This window comes from Streptomyces sp. NBC_00872, assembly GCF_045161915.1.
Lineage (GTDB): Bacteria > Actinomycetota > Actinomycetes > Streptomycetales > Streptomycetaceae > Streptomyces.
Genome location: NZ_CP108806.1, coordinates 3,255,376 through 3,278,588, shown reverse-complemented (window position 1 = coordinate 3,278,588; position 23,213 = coordinate 3,255,376). Strand labels below are relative to the sequence as shown.

The following is a 23,213-nucleotide window of genomic DNA, read 5'->3' as shown; positions in this document are numbered from 1 at the left end:
GGCTCAAAAAGAACGAGACCGTGCTGTGATCGTGAACGGCGTGTCGGCCGGGGCCGTAGTGCTGAATACTGCGGGCATGGCCGGTCCGGTGCGTGAGCTGGAGGGGACGGTCGCGTGAGCGAGATATCTGGGACGACGGGCGACGTCGTATGGCAGAGCAGTCCGCCCGGCTCGATATATGACTACATCAGAATCGCTTCCTTCTCGATCGGCCCGGACGGGCTGGTCGATCAGTGGAGCGAGCGTGCCGCCGAGCTGTTCGGAATCGGTTCGCACCAGGTCAGGGGCAAGGACCCGGTCGAGGTCTTCATGCCCGCCGACCTGCGTCCGCGCGGGCATCGCCGGGTCAGGGAAATACTCGACGGCAAGGAGTGGACCGGCCTGGTCCCGTTCCGGACCGACGGCGAGCACGGAGGCCGCGGGGAGCACGGGCTCGCCGAGGTCTATGTGATGCCGAGCGAGACGGAAAGTGGCGAACGGGGTGCTCTCTGTATCGTCGTCGACGTCCGGGCCCTGCGCCGTATCGAAACCGACCTCGCCTCCTCGCAGGCTATTTTCGGCCAATCTCCTTTCGGTTTCCTTCTGTTCGGCACCGATCTCAAGGTGCAGCGCGCCAACCAGCGGTTCGCCACCGTCTTCGGCGGTGCGGTCGGCGACCACCGCGGGCGTACCGTCCATGACTATCTCTCCCGTCCCGAGGCCGAGCGGATGACCGCCGCCCTCCAGCGGGTCCTGAAGACCGGGGAATCCGTCACCGACCTTCAGATCGTCGGCACCCAGCCCGGCGGCAAGGAGCGCCGGCACTGGTCGGTCAATCTCTACCGTGTGCACAGCGGATCGGGCCGCCCCATCGGTGTCGCCGGGGTCGGCACCGATGTCACCCGGCGTCATATCGCCGCCCGCGAGGCCGCCAGCGCCCGCCGTAATCTCGCCCTCCTCAACGAGGCCAGTGCCCGGATAGGCAACTCCCTCGATCTGGAGACCACAGCCCGGGAACTGCTCGATGTCGCCGTCCCCGGCTTCTGCGACCTGGCCGCCGTCGATCTCTACCAGAGCCTGCTCACCGGCGAGGAGGCACCGCCGGGACGGTGGGGCTCCTCCGGCAACGACTCCGGCGGAGGCAGCGCACGGCTGCGTCGTGTCGCCTTCGCCAGCGCCGTCTCCGACGCCCCGCTGACCGGTCCTGGCGGCGCGGGCGACGAGGGATATGTCCCACCGCAGGTCGGCGCCGTCCATCGCTTCCCGTTCAGCTCGCTCAGCGCGAACGCCCTGCGGACCGGCCGGGTGCAGTCCATCCCCGGTGAGGCGGGCAGCCTGGTGCAGTCCACGCTGGCCGTCCCGATGGTCGCCCACGACACCGTCATCGGACTCGCCCAGTTCTCCCGGACGAAGGGCAGCGAACCGTTCGGCGAACGGGACCGGGCGCTCGCCGTCGAACTCGCCGCGCGCGCCGCGGTCTGTATCGACAACGCCCGTCTCTACCGGAGGGAGCACGAGCGCGCGCTCATACTCCAGCGCAGTCTGCTCCCGCCGGGTGACCCCGAGGCCGCCGGGCTGGACATCGCCTGCCGCTATCTGCCGGGCAACACCGCCACCGAGGTGGGCGGCGACTGGTTCGACGTCATCGAACTGCCCGGCCACCGGACGGCGTTGGTCGTCGGTGACGTCATGGGACGCGGTCTGCGGGCCGCCGTCGCCATGGGAGAGCTGCGCACCGCCGTACGCACCCTGGCGCTGCTCGATCTGGAGCCCGCGGAAGTGCTCTCCGCGCTCGACGAGATCGCCCGTGGTCTCGGCACCCCCAGCGGAGCCCAGCAGGCCTCGCGGGTCGCCCACAAGACGCGCGACGCCGATCTCTCCGAGGTCTATCTCGCCACTTGTGTCTATGCCGTCTACGACCCGGTCACCCGGCGCTGCACCTTCGCCAACGCCGGCCACCTCCCGCCCATGCTCGTCGAACCCGACGAAGCGGCACTGATGCTCGATGTGCCGCCCGGAATGCCCCTCGGTGTGGGCGGTGAACCCTTCGAGCAGGTCGAGGTCGACCTCACGGAGGGCGCGCTGCTGGCCCTCTACACGGACGGTCTCGTCGAGTCCAGGGACCATCCGCTCGACGAAGGACTGAGCGCCTTCCGCGCCGCTCTCACCAACCCCGGCCGCCCGCTGGAAGACGTCTGCGACCACGTCCTCAACACGCTCGACACCCGGCACGGCGAGGACGACATCGCCCTTCTGATGGCCCGTATCCAGGGACTGCCCACCGACGCGGTCGGCGACTGGCGGCTGCCACGCGAGCCGCGCTCCGTCGGCCGGGCCCGGGAACTCGCCCGCACACAGCTCGTGGCCTGGGATCTCGAACCGCTCGTGGACACCGTCGAACTGCTCGTCAGCGAACTGGTCACCAACGCCATGCGCTACGGCGAGGGCGAGATCAGACTGCGGCTGCTCCGTGACCGTACGCTCGTCTGCGAGGTGTGGGACGCCGGACTGGTCCAGCCCCGGCGGCGACGCGCCCGCGACACCGACGAGGGCGGCCGGGGGCTGCAACTGGTCGGTCTGCTGAGCGCCGCGTGGGGCTCGCGCCGGACCCCACGCGGAAAGACGGTCTGGTTCGAACTCGCCCTGCCCGACGGTGACTCGACGGCGGAACCGACGGTCGAGCAGCTCTTGAGCATGTTCTGACGTTCCGTCACCATACCCAGCCGAAGCCGAAGCCGAAGCCGAAGCCGAAGCCGAAGCCGAAGCCGGACCGCCCCGTACGATCCGGCCGTGACGGCCGTGCGGCCCGCCCTTGCACGGGGGGCCGCCGCTCCACCCGGTCAGGCGGCCTTGAGCGCCGCCAGGCGCGCTTCCACCTCCGCGCTGTCGCCGACGCTGTCCAGCCGCTCGAACTGCGCGTCTAGGGACGAGGCGGCCAGCTCCTGCTTGCCCGTCGCTCTCGCCTCCTCGCGCCGCACCTTGTCCTCGAACCGGCCGATCTCGCTGGTCGGGTCGAGCACATTGATGTTCTTGACCGCGTCCAGCATCTGATTCTGTGCCTGGGCGGTCTTGGCCCGCGCCACCAGTTCGTCGCGCTTCGACTGCAACTGGCCGAGCTTGGACCGCATCCGCTCCAGACCGGTCTTGAGCTTGTCCACGACCTCCGTCTGCGAGGCGATGGTCGGCTCGGCCGTCTTCGCCTCCTTCTCGGACTGGAGCTGGCGCTCCAGGGCCACCTTGGCGAGATTGTCGAAGGTGTCCGCCTCCGTGCCATGGCTGGACAGGCGCAGCTCGTCCGCCTTCCTGCTCGCCGCGAGCGCCTTCACACCCCACTCCCGGGCCGCTTCCACGTCCTCCCGGTGGTCCTGCTCCAGCAGACGGAGATTCCCGATGGTGCCCGCCACCGCCTGTTCCGCCTCGCTGATGTTGTTGATGTAGTCGCGGATCAACTGGTCCAGCAGCTTCTGCGGATCCTCCGCCTGGTCCAGCAGCGCGTTGATATTGGCCTTCGCCAGCTGTGTGACGCGTCCGAGGATGGTCTGCTTGGTCATGGCTCTTCTCCTTGTGGGGAAAGGGAATTGCGTCAGAAACGGCCGCCACCGCCCATCCGGCCGCGCGTGCCACCGCCGCCAAAACTGCCAGGACCGCCGCCGCGGTAACCCCCGCCAAAGCCCCCGCCTCCTCCCAGCCCGCCTCCGCCGCCGAACAGGCCGCCGAGGATGATCCCGCCGAGCACGGCGCCGCCGAGCCCGCCTCCTGCCCCTTGTACACCGCCGACGCCATATCGGTTCCCGTACGAGCGCACATCCTGCTCGGCGAGGTACTGGGCCTCCCGGGCCAGCTCGTCCGCGAGCTGTGTCTCGGCCAGCGCGCCCTGCGCGTCGGTCGATGCCGCCGCATGCGCCCGCTCCAGCCGTCGCTGCGCCTCCACCAGCCGGGTTCGCGCCTGGCTGCCCACCGCTCCTCGATGGGTGGTGATGTAGTCAGCGGCGGCGCCGATGGCCGAGCGAGCGCTGAGCGTCGCCTGGTCGAGGAGGGTGCCGGCCCGGCGAACGCCCTGCTCACGCTCGCGGGCCCCGGTCAGCGACTCGTCCAGGACCGCGTCCGTCTCCTCGACCCGGCGCAGGGCGTCGATCGGGTCGTACCGCCCCGCGTCCAGTTCACGCCGTACCTCCGTGACCACCGCCTCGGCGCGGCCGATCCGGCCCTGGAGATCGGCCGTCGACACCCCCGGCGTGGCGCCGCGCAGCAGACCGCGGGCGTCCGCGAGGTCCGTCTCCGTCTCGGTGAGCGCGCCGGGGAGCTTCCCTACAGCCTCCGCGAGTTCCGCCGCGCGCCGCTCGACCGCCTCGACGAGGATGGCCGCCTGTCCGATGGCCGCCTCCGCGGCCCGCACATGCACGGCCGCCTTGCCGTTGTCCGCCGCGTCGATGAATCCGCGCGTCTTGTCCAGACCGGCGGAGGCGAACTCCAGCCGGTCCTCGGCCTGCTCGACGCTGTCCGTGACGGGCGCGGAGGCGGAGTCGGCGTACCGTTCGCGCAGCGCCGTGAGCGTGGCGCGCGCCGTGGTGGCACGTCCGCTCAGCTCGTGGAAGGCCGTTCGCGCCGAGTCCAGCGCCTGCGGCGCGTTCTGCTCCAGGGCCCGCAGCCGGTCGAAGCCCTCGGACTCGGCGTCCAGCCGGTCGTCGGCCTCCGTGCAGCGGGCGATGATCTCGTCCAGCATTCGGCGCCGGGTCGTGTCGTCCTCCGGAATGGCGTCGTCCAGTTGCTGCCGCACCCGGAACGCCAGGGTCAGCTGCCCCTTGGCGAAGTGCACGGCGTCCGTGAAGGGCGCGGCGGCCTCCTCGCCGAACTGCGCGGTCGCGAATCCCAGTTCCTCCTGACTGGTGCGCAGGGCGTCGTCCGTTTCGACCAGGAGCTGTTTCGCCCGGCCGTCCAGCTCGGGCAGCGGCGTCGGCGGTGGCCGCGGAGTTCCGCCGGGAGAGCCCCAGCCCTGTTCGCCGCCCCGCGCCGATGTGTGAGCCGCCGCCCGCCGCTTGCGCTTGCCGTAGATATAGGCCGCGAGCGCCAAGGCCGCCAGTACGACGGCGACGGGCAGCACCAGATTGGTCGCGGCGCCTCCGTTGGCCGCCCTCCCGCCCGGGTCCGGCTCGCCGGGCGTGATGGCGGGTGTGGGTACGGGCCGGCCCGCGAGCACCGCGTCGTATCCGTTCGCGGCTCCGATCGCCGCGCCCGCCCAGTCGTTCTGCCGCAGCGCCGGCTCGACGGCGGTCCTGGCGACATCGGCGAGCTGGCTGTCGGTGAGAGGGGAGCCGGCGTCGACGGAGTAGGCGTACTGCCGGTCGTGGGTGGCGACCGCCAGCAGAATGTCGTCGCGGCCGAGCCCGTTGCGCACCGCCGTGGAATCGGCCCAGCTCTGCGGGGAGTGTCCCGAGAAGTCGCGTACGTATGCGACGAAGAGCTGCACACGGTTGTCGGTGTAGAGACGGTCGAGGGAATGGCCGACCGCCACCCTGCGATCGCCGAGCGCCCCCACCTTGTCGGTGATCTGTCCCTGCCGCGACAGTGTGATCGGATCATCGGCCTGGGCGTCCCGAGCGCCGGGTATGAGCAGGCACCACGCCATGACCAGTACGGCCAGAAGGGTCCGGCCGGCTATGTGCGTCCGGGTGGAGCTCTCGGGAAGCATCACAATTTGGAGGTTATGTCCGCGTTGGATCCTTCGCGACCGGAAATGACCGAACCTGGAGCGCATACCGCGCGCCTGCCGCCCGGCTTCGGCACATAGCCTGGACGCCTTCATGGCCGGACGGTCATGACTCCTGGGGAGGGGAACGGTTTTGCGGGCACGACTGCGCGGATTCGGGCGGACACTGGTACGGGCGTGGCGCGCCCCGCGCGCGCGGTGGCCCAGACGGATCGCGCTGGTGCTCGTCGTTCTGCTCGTCGTACCGGTGGTCACCGTCGCCGTCGCGCTGCGTATCAACTACGCGGGCGACATCGAGGACGGCACACAGACCCGTGGCCGGGACGCCATCTGGCTCGGCCACGCCTGGGTGGACGGCCGCAAGAAGGACGCCGATCTCGACGCCTTCGCGGAGCGTATCCGCGGGACCGGAATCCGCGACCTGTATGTTCACACCGGACCGCTGGAGCACGACGGAACCCTGCCCGCCGCCCGCTATCCCCGGGCCCGGTGGCTGATCGACGCCGTGCACCGCACGATTCCGGATGTACGGGTGCACGCCTGGCTGGGCGACGAACTGGCGACCGAGGGTCCCGACGGACTGCGGCTGGAGCGGGCGGCGTCACGCGCCGCCGTGGTGCGCTCGGCCGAGCAGATCCTGGACGCGGGATTCGACGGTGTCCATTTCGATCTGGAGCCCTTGCACTCGGGGGACCCTGATTATCTCTCGCTCCTCGACGATCTGCGCGTTCTCACCCGGGCCAGGGACGTACCGCTCTCCATCGCCGCCCATCAGATCGATCCGGTGCCCGCGCTGCACTCGGTCGCCGGAGCCCTCACCGGACACCCCAAGTGGTGGTCACAGGCGTTCTTCGCCGAGGTGGCACGGCGGGTCGACCAGATCGCCGTCATGTCCTACGACACCGCGATGCCACTGGAGAGTCTCTACGGCGGTTATGTCGCCCAGCAGACCACGCTCGCCCTGGAGGTCACACCGCCCGACACGGATCTGCTGATGGGACTGCCCTTCTACTACGAGGAGGACATGAGCCATCACGGTCACGCGGAGACCGTCGCGGCCGCGGTCCGTGGCGTCAGGCTGGGGCTGGGGCGCACGGACCGTGACCGGGAGCGGTTCGGGGTCGCCATCTATGTCGACTTCGCCGCGCGCGAGAGCGACTGGACGGCGTACCGCGCGGGGTGGGGCTGCGTCACGGCTGGATGCTGAAACGCTCCTTCGCCAGCAGCGGCCGTACCCGAGAGGCGAATCCGCCCGTACGGAACGGCCGCTGGAGCAGGCCCGGACGCAAGTCCTGGGCGAGGGCCGCGGCGATCATCCCCTGGTCGAGGGCGAGGACGAAGTCACTGACCCGGCCCGTCCCCACATTGACGGAGTCGCGGAAGCCGTAGCGGTCGTCGTACGCGCCGAAGTCCCGCGCGATCGCCTTCAGATTGGCGATGGCCTCCCCACGCGCCTGGGGGAGCGCGAGGAAGGAGGCGTGCGGGGTGACGACACCGTTGGTGTAGGCGGAGGCGGGCGGCGACGGCTCGCCGTGGGTGACGAAGGTACGGTCGGTGTTGGAGGCGTAGCCGTCGATCTGCATGCCGATCGCGTCGACGCCGTACTCCTGGTAGCCGCCCTCGGGCACATTGGAGGGGGAGAAGCCCCAGTAGCCGTATCCGGTCTCCGCCAGACCGTGTTCGATCTGGGAGCGGACATAGCGGCTGTGGGTGGTGCCCCAGGAACCGGGCGACCACTCGGTCTCGGGCACGAAGAGGGGCACCATCAGCGCCTCGAACATCGAGCCGCCCCAGGTGGGAACGAGCTTGCGGCCGCGATAGGTGTAGTGGCCCTGCCATACGCGGACACCGTCGATGGTGTCGTACCTCCCCTGCGGGGGCTGTTCCTGCCCGTTCTCGGGGACCATGGTGCGCAGCATGTGCCAGTAGTGCTCGCCGGGCAGGGTGCCGTCGGCGATGCCCAGATAACTGGCCATGCGAGGCTCGGTGTTGAGGGCTCCGTAATGGTGACCGGTGGGCTCGCCGGTGTCGGTCCAGAAGCCGCCGCGGAGCTGGCCGGGCCCGGCCACCGGGTCGGCGGGGTCGTACGGCGTGTAGTAGTACGACCAGTCCGCGCCGGCGAGGAGCGCGGCGACCCGGGGGCGCAGTCGCGGGTCCGCGTCGGCGGCGATGCGCAGGCCGGTGACGAGCCAGGCGTTGTCGACGGAGGAGAGGAAGGGGCGGACCGGGTCGCCGGTGCCGGGCCAGCTCGTCAGGACGGAACCGTCGTAGGCGTCGTACCAGTTGAGCCAGAAGCCGTGGTGGCGTTCGAGCCGCTCGACGGCCGAGACGGTACGGGCCAGCGCGCGGTGCATGGTGTCCTGGTCGATCACGCCGAGGCCGGCCGCGGCGACGGTGGACCAGAGCCCGCAGCCGATATTGGTCGGTGAGGTGTTCTGGGACGGGACGGGCGTACCGGGGCCGCTGACGTCGATCTTGTCCGCGGTGAGACCGAGGTCGGTCGTCATTGCCTCGATCGAGTGATACGTATCGTGGAACCACCGGCGCAGCAGCGGTGTATCAGAGGCATGAGAGACACGAGAACGCGATGCGGCGACGGCAGGTGCGGATACGGCTCCGAGGGACAGGGCGGCGGCCCCGGTTCCCGCGGCGGCGAGAAACGTGCGACGGTCCATAAGAGTCCAGCTCCCGTTGGCAGATGTGGAATCGTGGCTGTGGCTGTGGCTGTGGCTGTGGCTGTGGCTGTGCTGATGGTCGCTGCGGTGGTGCGGGGGCCGACGACGGTCAGGTGCCGCCGGCCCCCGGGTCGGCCGGGGCGCGGATCAGGCGCGGGCGAAGCGCAGAAAGCGGATGCCCGGGTTGGGGAGACCGACGGTCAGCGCCGCGGTGCCGTCGGCGTCCGCGGTGACGGGCGCGAGCTCCTCGGCGGGCAGCCGGTCGGCGGCGCGCAGCTTCGCCCACTGCTGGTCGTCGGGCCAGTCGCCACCGTCGAGGTCCTGCCAGACGGCCCGGATATTGCCGTGCCGTTCGTCGACCCGGTGCGACTCGACGGTGTAGACGGCGCCCGGCTCCAGCCCGCCGACCCGTACGGCCGCGGCGCGGTCGAGCTCGGTGGCGCCGTCGAGCTTGGACTGGTCGAGGGTGCCGTTCCAGAGGAGGACGTCCACGGTGGAGCGGTCCTCTGCGCGGGTGGCGATGGACTCGACGAGCGCTTCCGCGCCGTCGCCGGTGACGGCCACGGGAATCCGGCCGCCGGCCAGCCGGGAGAGGAGATACAGCGCCCAGAAGCGCGGCTTGCGCAGATTGCCGACGGTCAGCAGGCCGAAGCCGCCGTGGAAGAGCCGGGGTGGCCAGCCCAGCTCCTCGAACTGGTCGGAGGCGACCCAGTAGGAGAGACAGTCGGTGGACGACAGGGCGCTCTTCATCCCCCGCAGAACGAAGGGCGCGGCGAAGACGGAGTCGCTGACACGGTGGAAGTGCGTGGGTGTGATGCCCCACTCGGTCCACAGGATCTCCGGCTCGGGTCCGCCGGTCGCGGCGGCGAAGGCGCGGGTCATCGGACGGAAGTCCAGGGGCGCGTTGCCATAGGTGTGGGTGGAGACGAAGTCGACGGGGACATCGTGCTCCTGGCAGTACTCCAGCAGCGCGCCGACCCAGCCGGCCGCGGCGGAGGAGGGCCCGCCGACCCGGATCCGCTCGTCCACGCCCTTCACGGCGCGTACGGCGACTTCGTAGAGCCGGTGGTAGTCGTCCTGGGTGCCGTTCCAGAACACCTCCAGATTGGGCTCGTTCCAGACCTCGAACTCCCAGCCGGCCACGGTGTCGCGGCCGTACCGCTCCTGGAGATGGACGGTCAGCTCGCGGCAGAGATCACCCCAGCGCTCCCATCGCGCGGGTGTGGAGACGAGCGCCTTGTAGCCGAAGACGGTGTAGTCGGGGTCGGAGGCGAGTTCCCGCGGCATGAAGGAGAGTTCGACGACGGGCCGGAGGCCGGTGGCCAGGAAGCGGTCATAGACCGCGTCGAGGCCGGAGAAGTCGAAGGAGCCGTCGTCCCGGACGGTCACGGTCTCGGGCAGGAAGGTCCCGTGCGCGCGCACGGAGCGTACGCCGATCTCGTCGCGGACGATGGCCAGTGCCTCGCCGTACTCCTTCGCGACATCGGAGCCGCCCGCGCCGGGCTTCTCCCAGGTCAGCAGGGAGAAGTGCTCAGCGCCGATCATCCGGTTCCAGACGCCGGGCAGTTCGGTGGCCGGGGCGGCGGCGTCCACCGCCACGGTGACCTCGGCGGGGCGGGAGCCCGCGGCCCTGGCGGAGCCGGGCACCGCCTCGGACAGCTCACCGGCCCCGCTGTCGGACCAGGTGGCCACCTTGTAGAAATAGCCGCGGCCGGGCTCGGCGAGAGTGTCCGCGTACGGCGGGTGCGGCACGGCGAGCACATCACCGCCGAGATGGTCGAGCGGCTCGAAGGGGCCCTCGGCGGAGTCGGCGCGGTGCACCAGATAGCCGAGCGCCCCTGCCACCGGCCGCCAGGTCAGCAGCACATGGCCGGTGCCGTCCTCGGCGGACAGACCGAGGGGAGCGGGAAGCTCCCCGATGCCGGTGAGCCGCTCATCGCTGGGCTTTCCGATGCGCGACTCCCAGTCGGTGTGAGCGGCGGACTTTTCGGTCATGGCAGTACGAACCTTCTGGTAGAGGGGGGTGTGCGGGTACGGGTGCGCACGGCGGCGGGTCGGATCCGTCGGAGGTGGTGGGGTGGAGAACGCCGGTGGTTACTTGAGACCGGCCGTGGCGACGCCCTGGGTGAAGTACCGCTGGAGTACGAGGAAGACCAGCAGTACCGGCAGCACGATCAGGAAGGAGCCGGCCATCAGCATTCCGTTGGACCCCGCGGACTGATTCGGGTCGGTGGCGAAGGTCGCGAGGGCCACGGGCAGCGTGTATTTGTCCGGATCGTTGGTGGCGATCAGCGGCCAGACGAAGTTGTTCCACGAACTGAGGAAGGTGAGGATCGCGAGCGTCGCCAGGGCGGGCTTCACCAGCGGCATCACGATCCGCCAGAAGATGTACCACTCACCCGCGCCGTCCATCCGGGCCGCTTCCAGCAGTTCGTCGGGGATCGAGAGCATGAATTGGCGCATCAGGAAGACTCCGAAGGCACCGGCGGCGAACGGCAGGACCAGACCCGCGTACGAATCGATCAGACGCAGCTTGCTCATCAGGACGAAGAGCGGCAGCAGCATCAGATTGCCCGGCACCATGAGCGCGCCGAGCACCAGCGCGAAGAGCTTGTTCCGGCCCGCGAACCGCAGTTTGGCCAGGGCGTACCCCAGCATCGAGCAGAACACCAGATTGGAGACGGTCACCAGCACGGCGACAACCACGGAGTTGAAGAAGTAGAGCGGGAGGTCCAGCCGGTCGAGCAAGCGTGTGAAGTGATCGAGGGTCCACTCCGTGGGGAGCCAGACCGGAGGGCTGGCCCGCAGCTCACGGTCGGTCTTGAAGGCGGAGAGCGCCATCCAGAGGAACGGCGCGGCCATGACCAGCAGTCCGAGCGACAGCAGCGCATAGACGCCGGGCTTCTTGAGCCGCTCGGTGCGCGCGCCGCGTCCGGCCGGCACGGGGGCCCCGGGCGCGGTCGGGGCCGGGGTCGGCGTGTGTGCGGCACTCATTTCGTGTTGTCCTTCAGCAGACGGAGCTGGAGCACGGTGATGCCCATGATCACGACGAAGAGCACATACGCCATGGCGCTCGCGTAGCCCATATGGAAGAAGTTGAAGCCCTGGCGGTACATGTTCAGGGACACGGTGAGCGTGCTGTCCGAGGGGCCGCCCTGGGTCATCACGAACGGCTCCTCGAAGACATTGAGATAGCCGATCGTGGTGATCACCGTGGCGTAGAGCGTGGTGGGCCGCAGCAGCGGGACGGTGATCCGGCGGAACTCCTGCCAGGCGCCGGCGCCGTCCAGCCGGGCCGCCTCCCGTACATCGGCGGGGACGGCCTGGAGACCGGCGATGAAGAGCACCATGACCGTGCCGAGATTGCGCCAGACCGCCATGAGGATCAGCGACGGCATGGCGAGCGTCTCGGAGCCGAGGAAGTCGGGGCCGGTGAGCCCGACTTCGGAGGCCAGGCCCGCGATCAGTCCGTCGGACGGGTCGAGGACGAAGCGCCAGACGACGGCGACGGCGACGATGCTGGTCACCACCGGGGCGTAGAAGCCGACCCGGAAGAAGGTGCGTGCCCGGTCGACACCGCTGTTCAGCAGGACGGCGGCGGCGAGCCCGGCGCCGATGGTGAGCGGCACGCCGACGACCACGAAGTACGCGGTGTTGAAGAGGGACTTGAGGAACTTCTCGTCACCGAAGAGCTCGGTGTAGTTCTCGAAGCCGATGAACTCCGCGGAGAACGGATCGGTCACATCGCGCAGCCCGAAGTCGGTGAAGCTCATGGCGAGCGTGGCGACGATCGGGAAGGCCATGAAGACGGTGAACAGCACCAGGAAGGGGGTGGAGAAGAGCCACCCGCCCAGATTCTGCACACCCATCGGGCGGGGCTTGCCGCCGGCCGCCCGGCGGGCCGGAGGACGGGCCCCCGGCGCGGGCTTCACCGGGGCCGCTTCGGCGGCGGGTTCGGTCGAGGTGCTCATCGCGGTTGCTCCACGAGCCCTTCGATCTCGGACTGCGCCTTCTCGGCGGCCTCCTGCGGCGAGGACTTACCCTGGGTCACCGAGGCGATGGCGTCATCGGCCTTCGAGCTGATCTCGCTCCACCGGGGCTGGACCGGCGGGACCTTGGAGGACTCCATCTGCTCGCGGAAGATCTGGAGCGCCGGGTCCTCGGCGAGCCTGCCGGAGTCCCAGGCACTGGTGTTGGCGGGCAGATCGCTGGAGCGCGTGAACCAGTCCCGCTGCCCCTCGGTGCCGGTGAGATAGGTGATGAACTCCTGGGCGGCGGCCTTGTGTTCGCTGTCCTCGGAGATGACCAGACTGGAGCCGCCCGCCATCGAGACGGAGTCCTTGTCGGCGGGGACCTTCGCGACGCCCCACTTGTCCTTGAGTTCGGGGTAGCCGTCATTGATCAGGGTCATGATCCAGGGGCCGGAGAAGAACATCGGCGCGTCACCGGTGTTGAAGTCCTTCAGCACGTCATAGCCGGGCGCGACGCTCTTCTTGGCCAGGCCCTTGTCGAAGTACGAGCCGTACTCCGCCAGGGCGCGGACGGTGGCCGGGCTGTCGGCGACGGCCTTGCCGTCGTCGGTGACGATCTCGCCGCCGGCCGAGTAGAGGAAGGGGTACCAGCTCTGTACGGTGTCCAGGCCGCTGGGCTGGATGGAGATGCCCCACTCGGTGCCGGCCTTGTCCTGGTAGGCGGTGGCGAGCTGCCGTAGCTCGGGCCAGGTGGCGGGCGCCTTCTCGATGCCGGCCTTCTTCGCCAGATCGGTGCGGTAGTAGAGGACACGGGTGTCGACGTACCACGGGACGCCGTACACCTCACCGCCGACCTCGCCCTGCTTCCAGGCGGCGGGGAAGAAGGCGCCCTTCTTGAAGACGGTGGTGTCCACCGGCTCCAGCACGCCGAGTTCGGCGAACTCGCCTATATACGTGCTGCCCATCTGGGCCACATCGGGCAGATTGCCCGCGGCGGCGGCCGAGACCAGCTTCTGGTGGGCGACGTCCCAGCCGACGGGGGTGACCTTGACGGTGATGTGCGGGTTTGCCTTCTCGTACACCTCGGCCACCTCCGCGAGCTTCTCGCCCTCGGCGCCCATGGCCCAGACGGTGAGCGTCTGCTTCTTGTCGGCGGCGACTCCTTCACCACCGGAGCCGCCGCATGCGGAGATTCCGAAGGCCAGCGCGAGCGCGGTGGCGGCAGAGGCGGTTCTGGCGGTGCGGTGCATGGACGGCTCCTCCTTGAGCTCTCCGATGTATGCGCTGCCTGTAAGCGCATACATCACTCTGCCGCCGCTTTTCCGGAAACCGCAAGAGGTGCCTTGGTCACACTCGTGCAACATGCGGGACATCTGTGAGTACGGCTTCCCCGGCCATGCCTCGGCATTCATGGGCCGAAAGCGGCATGGAGCGGGCGGCCGACGGCGGTTCGGGCGTCCCGGTCAGATGGTGCTGGGCAGTTCGCCGGGGAGGCTCGCCGCGTGTTCGGACAGGGCCTCCAGCGCGGGAAGCGCGGCATCCAAGGAGCGCTGCTCGGCGGGCGTCAGCCGGGCGATCTGCTCGGCGAGCCGTACGGCGGCCTCCCGGCGCGTGGCGTCCAGCAGAGCCCGGCCCGCGTCGTTGAGGGCGATCAGAGTGGCTCGCTGGTCCAGCGGATCGGTGTTGCGTTCGATCCAGCCGGAGCCGTCGAGCAGATCCACCATCCGGGAGACGGTGGACAGGGCGATTCCCATACGCGTGGCGAGATCGCTGATACGCAACGGTCCATGAGCCGCGAGCGTGGCCAGCGCGGCCTGCCGGCTGGGGGTGAGATCGCCGCGAGCGGTCCGGGTGCGCAGGGTGGGAAGCAGATGCTGGATCGCCGTACGGAGCCGTCCGGCGATCTCCGCCGGTTCCGGAGCGGCACGTTCCGCGGTGCCTGATTCCGCGGTGCCTGATTCCGAAGGGCCGCGTTCCGAGGAGCTGAGGTCGGGTGCGGTCATGACGACTCCTTGGACTCCGGCGGGTGCGGGTGCGGGTGCGGGCGTGGGCGTGGGGACAACTGTGCTGGCGAGGATGCCCGCGCCCCGGGCGTCGTATACCGGCCGACCTCAACACCAGTCGCAGCTCCAGCTCCAGCCCCAGTCCTTGCCCCCGCTCCCGGTGTTCCAGACCCCGGCCGTTGTCCGGTCCGGTCGTCGTGGATATAGCGGCCGCCTCGGAGCAGCGAGGCGAAGGCCGCCACGAGACAGGCGACGATCGCGAAGTTGAAGGCGACGGACAGCCCGTCGGCGAACGGCTGGGAGATCAGCGTCGGGAAGAATTCCCGCCCCGTGAGGTAGTGGGCGTGCCCGGCGGGCAGTTGCGCAAGCACATGCGGGCCGAGCAGCGTCCGCACCGGGTTGTATCCGAGGAGCGAGGCGAACAGCACGCCCACCGGCGGAAGGGCGGCGACCCTCGCGGCATCGGCGGCCGGCACCCCCTGGGCGGCCAGACCGTGGGTGAGCGCGCCCGGCAGCGAACCGGCCAGTCCCGCGATCATCAGGGAGAAGAAGATCCCGATGGACAGCACGGTGGCCGAGTTCTGGAAGGTCGTGGTGATCCCGGCACCCACACCGCGCTGGTCGGGCGGCAGGCTGTTCATGATGGCCGCCCGGTTGGGAGAGGTGAACAGCCCCATGGCCAGCCCGTTGAGGAGCAGGATCAGCGCGAACATCGGATAGCCGAAGTCGACCGGCAGCTCCTCCAGGGCGAGGAAGGTCCCGGCGGCCAGCACCATGCCGCCGGTGGCGAAGCTCCGGGCGCCGAACCGGTCGGAGGCCCAGCCGGAGAACGGCCCCGCGATCAGGAATCCGATGGTCAGCGGCAGCATGTAGATACCGGCCCACAGCGGGGTCTCCTCGAAGGAGTAGCCGTGCCGTGGCAGCCAGATGCCCTGCAACCAGATGATCAGGATGAACATCAGACCGCCACGTCCCAGGGCCGCCAGCAGATTCGCCACATTCCCCGCGGTGAACGCGCGGATCCTGAACAGCGCGAGATGGAACATCGGTTCCGCGACCCTGCTCTCGATCACGCAGAAGACCACCAGCATCGCGAGTCCGCCGCCGATCGCGGTGATCACCCAGGGGTTGGCCCAGCCCATGGTGTGGCCGCCGTAGGGCTGGATTCCGTAGGTGATGCCGGACAGTACGGCGATCAGGCCGGCGGCGAAGGTGATGTTGCCCCACCAGTCCAGCCGGGCCGGCGTGCGGACGCCGGTGTCACGCAGCTTCAGATACGCCCACGCCGTACCGAACAGCCCGAACGGTACGGACACCAGGAACACGAGATGCCAGTCGACGGGACCGAGCAGTCCGCCCAGGACCAGTCCGATGAAGGACCCGGCGATACCCGCGACCTGGTTCAGCCCCAGGGCGAGACCGCGCTGACGGGCGGGAAAGGCGTCGGTGAGGATGGCGTTGGAGTTCGCCAGCAGCATCGCGCCGCCGACGCCCTGCAGGACACGCATACCGATCAGCCACAGCGCGCCCGCCGTGCCATGCGTCCAGGTCACCGAGAGCAGCACCGAGAACACGGTGAAGACCGCGAACCCCATGTTGTACATACGGACCCGGCCGTACATGTCGCCCAGCCGGCCGAAGCTCACCACCAGTACGGCGGTGACCACCAGATAGCTCATGATCAGCCACAGCAGCAGGCTGGTGTTGCCCGGCAGCAGCGGATCCACTCCGATTCCGCGGAAGATGTCGGGCAGGGCGATCAGCAAGATCGACATATTGATCGTCGCGATCAGTACGCCCAGCGTGGTGTTGGAGAGGGCGATCCACTTGTAGCGCGGGCCCGGTCCACTGTCGCCGTCGGGCCGTACGGCGGTCGTCTTCGCGGCTGCCCATCGCACGGGCATCACTCCCATCGGGGAGTCCCCCAGCACTTACTTGCTTGACTTCAACCAATCTAATCCCGGACCGCCCGCGCGGCCAGTGAACGTGCCCATGCCCGCGTCCCGCCCCGGATCCCGCCCCAGACTCGGACCTCACCTCCGATCCAGGCCCAGACCCGGATCCCGGCCCAGCCCCACACCCAGACCCCGTACCGGACCTAGCAGCCGCAGCTCGCGCGGCGGGCCACCGAGACCGGGAGCATCAGTGAGACCGGCTCGCGGTCCCGGTCGCCGAGCCGCTGTACGAGCAGTTCCACCGCCTCCTCGCCCAGCCGCCGTATCGGCTGCCGTACGGTCGTCAGCGCCGGCCGCACCATCCGGCTCAGCGGAATCCCGTCGAACCCTGTCACCGCGATGTCCTCGGGCACCCGCACCCCGCGCCGCTCCAGGGCGTGCAGGGCCCCGATCGCCATCTGGTCGTTGGCGAAGAGCATCGCCCGGGGCCGGCTGCCGTGCCGGTCGCCCCGTTCCAGCAGCGACTCCGCCGCCCGCTCGCCCTCGGCCTGGGTCATCATCCCGGCGCGCAGTTCCGGCTCGTCGGGAACCGGCAGTCCCGCTTCCGCGCACGCCTCCCGGAACCCCCGGAACCTTGCCTCGGCGTCCGGCGACTCCTTCTCGCCGCCGATGAAGACCAGTTCGCGCAGCCCGTGGTCGCGGATGAGATGACGGGCCAGTTCCCGCTCGCCGTCGGAATTGGCCACCTCGATATGGTCGAGATGGTCGATCTCGCGCGGCCCCGCCAGCATCACCACCGGCAGCCGCCGTGAGATCACCTCAAGGTCCTCGGTGGGGACGGTCCGCGCCAGTACGGCGAAGCCGTCGACCCGCCCCGCGACCTTCGCCACCAGTGACTCGGGTCCGCCCTTCAGGGACGCGGCGATCAGCAGCGCGTACCCGTGCCGCCGCGCGGCCCGCTCCATGCCCCGGATGATCTGGTCGGAGTAGAGCATCACGGCGGAGTCGTCGTACGTGTCGTCCGCCTCGGCGTCGGTCTCGGCGTCCGGATCCGCGTAGTCGGGGAAGCAGAGCCCGAGCACCCCGGTGGTCCTGCTGGCCAGACCGCGTGCGTTTCCGCTGGGTACGTAGCCGAGCGTACGGGCCGCCGCGAGCACCCGGTCGCGGGTCTGGGCGCGGACGGAATCCGGGTTCCGGTAGACCCGTGACACCGTCGCAATGGAGACGCCGGACCGCTCGGCGACGTCGTACACCGTGGGGGCACTCACCCGACCGACCGTCCGCTTCTTGTCTGTTCCGTTCCATCCATGAAAGCGCATTCACCCTAGGTGCCGTGCTGTCCGGGGAGCAAGGCGGACCCCGGCGGGCGGCCGGACCCCGGCGCCGACTGGACAGGTAGCCTTGCAAGGTTACCTGTCTATCTCCTACGGTGGCCCTATGGGTGGGCATACGCACAAGGAGTCCGGGCGGTCCGGCGAACCGACCGCCGAGCAGGTCGCCGCCGATCTCACCGCCGTCGTCGGCAGACTGATGCGGCGCCTGCGGACGACGTCGCCCGACAACAGGCTCACGCCTTCCCAGCGTTCGGTGCTCTCCCGGCTGGACGGTGAGGGGCCGTCCACGACGGCCGCGCTGGCGCGCGCGGAGTACGTACGTCCCCAGTCGATGCGGCTGACGCTCGGCGCCCTGGAGGAACAGGGCCTGATCGAGCGGACACCCGATCCCGACGACGGCCGGCAGTCCGTCGTCTCGGTCACGGACACGGGCCGCGGCACGCTCGCCGGGGTCCGTGCGGCCAAGCAGGGCTGGCTCTCCGAGGCGATCGCGGCGGAACTCGACAGCGCCGAGCGCCGCGCCCTGGCCGACGCTGCGGCACTGCTGCGACGGCTGGTCGAGAGGAGCCAGTGAGACGGCGGCCCACAGCGGTGGAGCGACCGCGCGGGCCGGGGCGCGGGCCGGGGCGGGCCGGGGGCAGCGCAGGGCGGGGTCGGTACGGAGCTCGCGGCTCGATCGCGGTCGGGGCTTCCGGGCATGCGAAGCAGACGGCTCCTGAGCCCACTGCCCCGAACACCTATCTGCCGAACACCAATCTCCCGGACACACAGATCTGAAGGAGTACCACCATGACCGCCACCACTCTCGACCCCAGGACCGCTCTGGTCGTCGTCGACCTCCAGAAGGGCATCGTCTCCCGGCCCGCCGTCCACCCGACCGACGATGTCGTGGCCCGATCCGCCGAACTCGCCGCCGCTTTCCGGGCGAAGGGCCTGCCCGTCGTGCTCGTCAATGTCACCGGCGGCGCGCCCGGCCGTACCGCCGGTCCGACGGGTAGCCTCCCGGCCGACGCCTCCTGGGCGGATCTCGTGCCGGGACTGGGGCAGCAGGACAGCGACATCGTCGTCACCAAGCAGACCTGGGGCGCCTTCTACGGCACCGACCTCGACATGCGGCTGCGCCGTCTCGGGGTCACCCAGGTCGTGGTGACGGGCGTCGCCACCAGCAAGGGCGTCGAGTCCACGGCCCGTGCCGCGCATGAGCGCGGATACAACGTCACCGTGGTCACCGACGCTGTCACCGACACGGACGAGGGCGCCCACCGCAACTCCGTCGAGAAGATCTTCCCGGCGCTCGGCGAGACCGACACCACCGATGCCATCGTGAAGCTGCTCGGCTGAACGGCTGCGCGGCTGAACGGGTTAGCGGCCGACCGGCTGAACCGCCGACCCGAGCACGCACCCGAGCACGCACCCAGGCACACAGCGGGGCCCGCACCCGTCCCGACGGATCCGGGCCCCTGCCAGGCCTCGCTGTGCGCGGTGTGTCTGTCTCCTACTCGCCGACCTACTCGCCGTCCTACTCGCCGCGGCGCCGGATCTTGTTGCCCAGCCACACCAGCGGGTCGTACTTCCGGTCCACCGCCCGTTCCTTCAACGGGATCAGGGCGTTGTCCGTGATCTTGATGTGCTCGGGGCACACCTCCGTACAGCATTTGGTGATGTTGCAGTAGCCCAGCCCGTGCTCGTCCTGAGCCGTCTTCTTCCGGTCGAGCCCGGACTCACCGGCGGCGTCCAGCGGATGCATGTCCAGCTCGGCCACCCGCATCAGAAAGCGCGGTCCGGCGAAGGCGGTCTTGTTCTCCTCGTGGTCCCGCACCACATGGCAGGTGTCCTGGCACAGGAAGCACTCGATGCACTTACGGAACTCCTGTGAGCGGTCCACATCGATCTGCTGCATCCGGTACTCGCCGGCGGCGACGCCCGGCGGCGGTACGAACGACGGCACTTCCCGCGCTTTGGCGTAGTTGAACGACACATCCGTCACCAGATCCCGGATCACCGGGAAGGCCCGTAGCGGGGTGACCGTGATCGTCTCCTCGCGCGAGAAGACCGACATCCGCGTCATACACATCAGCCGCGGCCGGCCGTTGATCTCCGCGCTGCACGAACCGCACTTGCCTGCCTTGCAGTTCCAGCGCACCGCCAGATCCGCCGCCTGGGTGGCCTGGAGCCGGTGGATGATGTCGAGGACGACCTCTCCCTCGTTCACCTCGACCGCGAAGTCCGTCAGCTCTCCGCCGTCGGCGTCGCCCCGCCAGACCCGGAACTTCGCCTCGTACGCCGTCGACGCGCTCCCGCTCGTATCCGCGCTCGTATCCACGCTCGTACCCGCGTTCTCAGCCGTACTCCTACCTGCGCTCTCGCTCGTACCCGTACTCGCGCTCACTCGTGAAGCTCCTCTTCGGCGAGATACTTGACCAGCTCTTCCTTGTCGAACAGGGCGAGCAGATCGGGACGTATGGGCTCGGTCGTCCGGCGCGAGAGCGCGATCCGGTCCTCGGCGGGGCCGGTCGCTCCGGTGAGCCGGCAGTACAGATTGATCCGGCGCCAGTCGCGGTCCATACCCGGCCAGTCCTCCCGGGTGTGGCCGCCGCGGCTCTCCGTACGCTCCAGGGCCGCCCGCGCCACACACTCGCTGACCAGCAGCATGTTCCGCAGATCGAGCGCCAGGTGCCAGCCGGGGTTGAACTGGCGGTGGCCCTCGACCACCGCGCGCTCGGCCCGTGTCCGCAGCTCGGCCAGTTTCTCCAGGGCCTGTTCCATCTCGCCCTCGCGCCGGATGATGCCGACCAGGTCGTTCATCGTCTGCTGGAGTACCTGGTGGAGCGTGTACGGATTCTCCGCGGGCCCGGCGCCCGCGCCACCGCCGCCACTGCCCCCGTCCACGCCGCCCCCGTCGCCCCGGCCGCCGCCACCGCCGCCGTTCTCGCCCGCGCCGCTGAACGGGCGGAGCGCCTCGGCCGCCGCCGCGTCGATCTGCCCCTCGTCCGGCACCGGTCGCGCACCCGCGTCCGCGTCGATCCCCAGGGCGTACTCGGCCGCGTGCAGCCCCGCCCGGCGGCCGAAGACCAGCAGATCGGAGAGGGAGTTACCGCCGAGCCGGTTCGAGCCGTGCATCCCGCCGGCGACCTCGCCCGCCGCGTACAGCCCCCGTACGCCCGAGGCCGCGGCGGTGTCCGAGTCGACGGCGATCCCGCCCATCACGTAATGGCAGGTGGGGCCGACCTCCATCGCCTCCGCCGTGATGTCGACATCCGCCAGTTCCTTGAACTGGTGGTACATCGACGGCAGCCGGCGGCGGATGACCTCGGCGGGCATCCGGGTGGAGACGTCGAGATAGACACCGCCGTGCGGTGAGCCGCGGCCCGCCTTGACCTCGGAGTTGATGGCGCGGGCCACCTCGTCGCGGGGGAGCAGTTCGGGCGGGCGCCGGTTGCGGTCCGGATCCTCGTACCAGCGGTCGCCCTCCTCCTCCGACTCCGCGTACTTCTCCTTGAAGACATCGGGGATGTAGTCGAACATGAACCGCTTGCCCTCGGAGTTGCGCAGCACCCCGCCGTCGCCGCGCACGGATTCGGTGACGAGGATGCCCTTCACCGACGGCGGCCAGACCATTCCGGTCGGATGGAACTGCACGAACTCCATGTTCAGCAGGGGAGCACCGGCGAGCAGCGCGAGCGCGTGCCCGTCGCCGGTGTACTCCCAGGAGTTCGAGGTCACCTTGAAGGACTTGCCGATACCGCCCGTGGCGAGAACGACCGAAGGGGCTTCCAGTACGAAGAAGCGCCCGGATTCCCGCTCGTAGCAGAACGCGCCCGCGACCCGCCCGCCGTCCTCACCCGGCCCGGAACCCTGTCCGCCCTCGGCGCCGGCCCCCTCTCCGGCCCCGGTGCCCGCCCCCGCCCCCGCTCCCTCGACGTCCTTCAGGATCCTGGTGACCGTGCACTCCTGATAGACCTTGAGACGGGCCTCGTAGTCGCCGTACTCGCGGAAGTCCTCCTGCTGAAGCGAGACGATCTTCTGCTGGAGGGTACGGATCAGCTCCAGGCCCGTCCGGTCGCCGACATGGGCGAGCCGGGGATACTCGTGCCCGCCGAAGTTGCGCTGGGAGATCCTGCCGTCGGCCGTACGGTCGAAGAGCGCGCCCCAGGTCTCCAGCTCCCAGACCCGGTCCGGTGCCTCCCGCGCGTGCAGTTCCGCCATCCGCCACTGGTTGAGGAATTTCCCGCCGCGCAGGGTGTCGCGGAAGTGCACCCGCCAGTTGTCGCCCGCGTTCACATTGCCCATGGAGGCGGCGATGCCGCCCTCGGCCATCACCGTATGGGCCTTGCCGAAGAGGGACTTGCAGATGACGGCGGTACGGGCGCCCCGCTCGCGTGCCTCGATGGCGGCCCGCAGTCCCGCGCCACCCGCGCCCACCACCACGACGTCCCACTGACGGCGTTCGAGTTGCGTCATGTCCGAAGGGTCTCCCTGTTCCTAGAGAAGCGCGGAGTTCCGGTGCGGAGTTCCAGTGCGGAGTTCCGGTACGGAGTCGTGCGCGGAGTTCTTGGCACGGAGTTCCTAGAAGAAGCGCGGATCGTCGAAGGCCCCCGTGGCGAGCAGATAGACATAGAAGTCGGAGACGGCGACGCTGATCAGCGAGGCCCAGGCGAGCTGCATATGGCGGTTGTTGAGCCTGCCCACCCAGCCCCAGAGCCGGTAGCGCACCGGGTGTTTGGAGAAGTGCCGGAGCCGGCCGCCGATGATGTGCCGGCAGGAGTGGCACGAGAGCGTGTACGCCCAGATCAGCCCGATATTGACCAGGAAGATCAGTGAGCCGAGCCCCATATGGCCCCAGGCGTACTCCTCGTCGCGGAAGGAGAGCACGGTGTCGTACGTGAGGATGCCCGCGACCGGCACGGCGGCGTAGAAGAAGTACCGGTGGATGTTCTGGAGGATCAGCGGGAAGCGGGTCTCACCGGTGTAGGTCGCGTGGGGTTCGGCGACGGCGCAGGCGGGCGGCGAGGCCCAGAAGCCCCGGTAATACGCCTTGCGGTAGTAGTAGCAGGTCAGCCGGAAACCCAGCGGGAAGATCAGGATCAGCAGCGCGGGGGAGAGCCCCCACCAGCTCCCGAAGATCTCCCAGTTGGGGCCGTTCCGCATCGGCGCGCAGTTCTCCGCCAGACACGGCGAGTAGAACGGTGAGACATAGGGCGCGGCGTAGTAGTCGCTGTTCGCGAAGGCCCGCCAGGTCGAGTACACGATGAAGGCGAGCAGCCCGGCGGCGGTCGCGGCGGGCGCCAGCCACCAGCGGTCCGTCCGCAGATGGCGGGGTGCGATGGCGGCGCGCGAGGCGCCGCGCACACCCGTACTGGCTGGTGGGGGTTGGGTACCGGTGGCCAACGAGGTCTCCTCGGGAATCAGGGCGCTCGCCGGTCGCGCACACCCAGGCCCTCGTCGTCCGAGTCCGTCCACAGCGCGCTGTCGTACGGAGTGTCGGGGATGGTCACCAGGTCGTCGGCGCGGCCGGCCGACGGGGATCGGGACTCGTTCTCGTGTGCTCGCGCCAGGCTCTGTTCCAGCCGTCCGACCGTACGGACCAGATCGTCCAGGCAGCGCCTGACCGCCGCCAAATCCTCCTGAAGGGACATGAGTTGCCCTCAC

18 protein-coding genes are annotated in these 23,213 nt (G+C 69.7%); 4 read left to right on the top strand and 14 right to left on the bottom strand.

Features of this window, described 5'->3' with window-relative positions; translation table 11 throughout:
• The first annotated feature begins 114 nt into the window (after positions 1–114).
• Entirely contained in the window at positions 115–2,682 is a 2,568-nt protein-coding gene (locus tag OG214_RS13890) for a SpoIIE family protein phosphatase (RefSeq protein WP_363082120.1), read from the top strand.
• A 137-nt stretch (positions 2,683–2,819) separates the two neighbouring features.
• On the opposite strand, the gene OG214_RS13885 is transcribed toward OG214_RS13890, so the two are convergent.
• Entirely contained in the window at positions 2,820–3,530 is a 711-nt protein-coding gene (locus tag OG214_RS13885) for a PspA/IM30 family protein (RefSeq protein ID WP_363082121.1), read from the bottom strand.
• A gap of 32 nt (positions 3,531–3,562) precedes the next feature.
• A complete protein-coding gene (locus OG214_RS13880; RefSeq protein ID WP_405987498.1) occupies positions 3,563–5,668 on the bottom strand; it encodes a TPM domain-containing protein in 2,106 nt (701 codons plus the stop codon).
• Positions 5,669–5,819: 151 nt separating this feature from the next.
• On the opposite strand from OG214_RS13880, the gene OG214_RS13875 reads away from it, so the two are divergent.
• Entirely contained in the window at positions 5,820–6,893 is a 1,074-nt protein-coding gene (locus OG214_RS13875; protein WP_405984896.1) for a glycoside hydrolase family 18 protein, read from the top strand.
• Here OG214_RS13875 and OG214_RS13870 read toward each other — a convergent pair.
• The 8 genes from OG214_RS13870 to OG214_RS13835 all read right to left on the bottom strand — a co-directional run bounded on the left by OG214_RS13870 (position 6,877) and on the right by OG214_RS13835 (position 17,498).
• The gene (locus OG214_RS13870) at positions 6,877–8,361 is read right to left on the bottom strand and encodes a glucoamylase family protein (RefSeq protein ID WP_405984895.1); all 1,485 of its coding nucleotides are present in this window, start codon (positions 8,359–8,361) and stop codon (positions 6,877–6,879) included. The genes OG214_RS13875 and OG214_RS13870 overlap by 17 nt on opposite strands.
• A 147-nt stretch (positions 8,362–8,508) precedes the next feature.
• On the bottom strand, positions 8,509–10,356 hold the full coding sequence (locus tag OG214_RS13865; RefSeq protein ID WP_405984894.1) for a GH39 family glycosyl hydrolase: 1,848 nt from the start codon (positions 10,354–10,356) through the stop codon (positions 8,509–8,511).
• A gap of 99 nt (positions 10,357–10,455) precedes the next feature.
• Positions 10,456–11,355 (bottom strand): carbohydrate ABC transporter permease, encoded by a 900-nt coding sequence (locus tag OG214_RS13860; protein ID WP_405984893.1) that lies wholly within the window; start codon positions 11,353–11,355, stop codon positions 10,456–10,458.
• Positions 11,352–12,332 carry a carbohydrate ABC transporter permease gene (locus tag OG214_RS13855; RefSeq protein WP_405984892.1) on the bottom strand — a complete coding sequence of 327 codons (981 nt, stop codon included), beginning with the start codon at positions 12,330–12,332 and terminating at the stop codon, positions 11,352–11,354. Before OG214_RS13855 ends, OG214_RS13860 begins: the two co-directional genes overlap by 4 nt.
• Positions 12,329–13,582: a sugar ABC transporter substrate-binding protein gene (locus OG214_RS13850; RefSeq protein WP_405984891.1), complete on the bottom strand. Its 1,254-nt coding sequence runs from the start codon at positions 13,580–13,582 to the stop codon at positions 12,329–12,331. Before OG214_RS13850 ends, OG214_RS13855 begins: the two co-directional genes overlap by 4 nt.
• Before the next feature lie 213 nt (positions 13,583–13,795).
• Positions 13,796–14,335 carry a MarR family winged helix-turn-helix transcriptional regulator gene (locus OG214_RS13845; RefSeq protein ID WP_405984890.1) on the bottom strand — a complete coding sequence of 180 codons (540 nt, stop codon included), beginning with the start codon at positions 14,333–14,335 and terminating at the stop codon, positions 13,796–13,798.
• Positions 14,332–16,239, bottom strand: a complete 1,908-nt coding sequence (locus tag OG214_RS13840) for an MFS transporter (RefSeq protein ID WP_405984889.1) — start codon at positions 16,237–16,239, stop codon at positions 14,332–14,334. Before OG214_RS13840 ends, OG214_RS13845 begins: the two co-directional genes overlap by 4 nt.
• Positions 16,240–16,433: 194 nt before the next feature.
• Positions 16,434–17,498, bottom strand: coding sequence for a LacI family DNA-binding transcriptional regulator (locus OG214_RS13835; protein WP_363083905.1), 1,065 nt, complete (start codon positions 17,496–17,498; stop codon positions 16,434–16,436).
• 169 nt (positions 17,499–17,667) lie between these two features.
• On the opposite strand from OG214_RS13835, the gene OG214_RS13830 reads away from it, so the two are divergent.
• Both OG214_RS13830 and OG214_RS13825 read left to right on the top strand, forming a co-directional pair.
• A complete protein-coding gene (locus OG214_RS13830) occupies positions 17,668–18,138 on the top strand; it encodes a MarR family winged helix-turn-helix transcriptional regulator (RefSeq protein WP_405984888.1) in 471 nt (156 codons plus the stop codon).
• A 215-nt stretch (positions 18,139–18,353) separates the two neighbouring features.
• Complete coding sequence (locus OG214_RS13825; RefSeq protein ID WP_382853471.1) at positions 18,354–18,905, top strand: isochorismatase family protein; 552 nt, start codon at positions 18,354–18,356, stop codon at positions 18,903–18,905.
• A gap of 178 nt (positions 18,906–19,083) precedes the next feature.
• On the opposite strand, the gene OG214_RS13820 is transcribed toward OG214_RS13825, so the two are convergent.
• From OG214_RS13820 to OG214_RS13805, 4 genes are all read right to left on the bottom strand, one after another.
• On the bottom strand, positions 19,084–19,887 hold the full coding sequence (locus OG214_RS13820) for a succinate dehydrogenase/fumarate reductase iron-sulfur subunit (RefSeq protein ID WP_405987497.1): 804 nt from the start codon (positions 19,885–19,887) through the stop codon (positions 19,084–19,086).
• 62 nt (positions 19,888–19,949) lie between these two features.
• On the bottom strand, positions 19,950–22,025 hold the full coding sequence (locus tag OG214_RS13815; protein ID WP_405984887.1) for a fumarate reductase/succinate dehydrogenase flavoprotein subunit: 2,076 nt from the start codon (positions 22,023–22,025) through the stop codon (positions 19,950–19,952).
• Between the two features lie 105 nt (positions 22,026–22,130).
• A complete protein-coding gene (locus OG214_RS13810; protein ID WP_363083910.1) occupies positions 22,131–22,952 on the bottom strand; it encodes a hypothetical protein in 822 nt (273 codons plus the stop codon).
• 17 nt (positions 22,953–22,969) lie between these two features.
• A complete protein-coding gene (locus OG214_RS13805) occupies positions 22,970–23,200 on the bottom strand; it encodes a hypothetical protein (RefSeq protein WP_363083911.1) in 231 nt (76 codons plus the stop codon).
• Between the last annotated feature and the right edge of the window lie 13 nt (positions 23,201–23,213).

Excerpts from the sequence above, each read along its gene's own strand:
- OG214_RS13885 (WP_363082121.1), bottom strand. The coding sequence starts at position 3,530 with ATGACCAAGCAGACCATCCTCGGACGCGTCACACAGCTGGCGAAGGCC.
- OG214_RS13880 (WP_405987498.1), bottom strand. The coding sequence starts at position 5,668 with ATGCTTCCCGAGAGCTCCACCCGGACGCACATAGCCGGCCGGACCCTT.
- OG214_RS13870 (WP_405984895.1), bottom strand. The coding sequence starts at position 8,361 with ATGGACCGTCGCACGTTTCTCGCCGCCGCGGGAACCGGGGCCGCCGCC.
- OG214_RS13865 (WP_405984894.1), bottom strand. The coding sequence starts at position 10,356 with ATGACCGAAAAGTCCGCCGCTCACACCGACTGGGAGTCGCGCATCGGA.
- OG214_RS13860 (WP_405984893.1), bottom strand. The coding sequence starts at position 11,355 with ATGAGTGCCGCACACACGCCGACCCCGGCCCCGACCGCGCCCGGGGCC.
- OG214_RS13855 (WP_405984892.1), bottom strand. The coding sequence starts at position 12,332 with ATGAGCACCTCGACCGAACCCGCCGCCGAAGCGGCCCCGGTGAAGCCC.
- OG214_RS13850 (WP_405984891.1), bottom strand. The coding sequence starts at position 13,582 with ATGCACCGCACCGCCAGAACCGCCTCTGCCGCCACCGCGCTCGCGCTG.
- OG214_RS13845 (WP_405984890.1), bottom strand. The coding sequence starts at position 14,335 with ATGACCGCACCCGACCTCAGCTCCTCGGAACGCGGCCCTTCGGAATCA.
- OG214_RS13840 (WP_405984889.1), bottom strand. The coding sequence starts at position 16,239 with ATGCCCGTGCGATGGGCAGCCGCGAAGACGACCGCCGTACGGCCCGAC.
- OG214_RS13830 (WP_405984888.1), top strand. The coding sequence starts at position 17,668 with ATGGGTGGGCATACGCACAAGGAGTCCGGGCGGTCCGGCGAACCGACC.
- OG214_RS13825 (WP_382853471.1), top strand. The coding sequence starts at position 18,354 with ATGACCGCCACCACTCTCGACCCCAGGACCGCTCTGGTCGTCGTCGAC.
- OG214_RS13815 (WP_405984887.1), bottom strand. The coding sequence starts at position 22,025 with ATGACGCAACTCGAACGCCGTCAGTGGGACGTCGTGGTGGTGGGCGCG.
- OG214_RS13805 (WP_363083911.1), bottom strand. The coding sequence starts at position 23,200 with ATGTCCCTTCAGGAGGATTTGGCGGCGGTCAGGCGCTGCCTGGACGAT.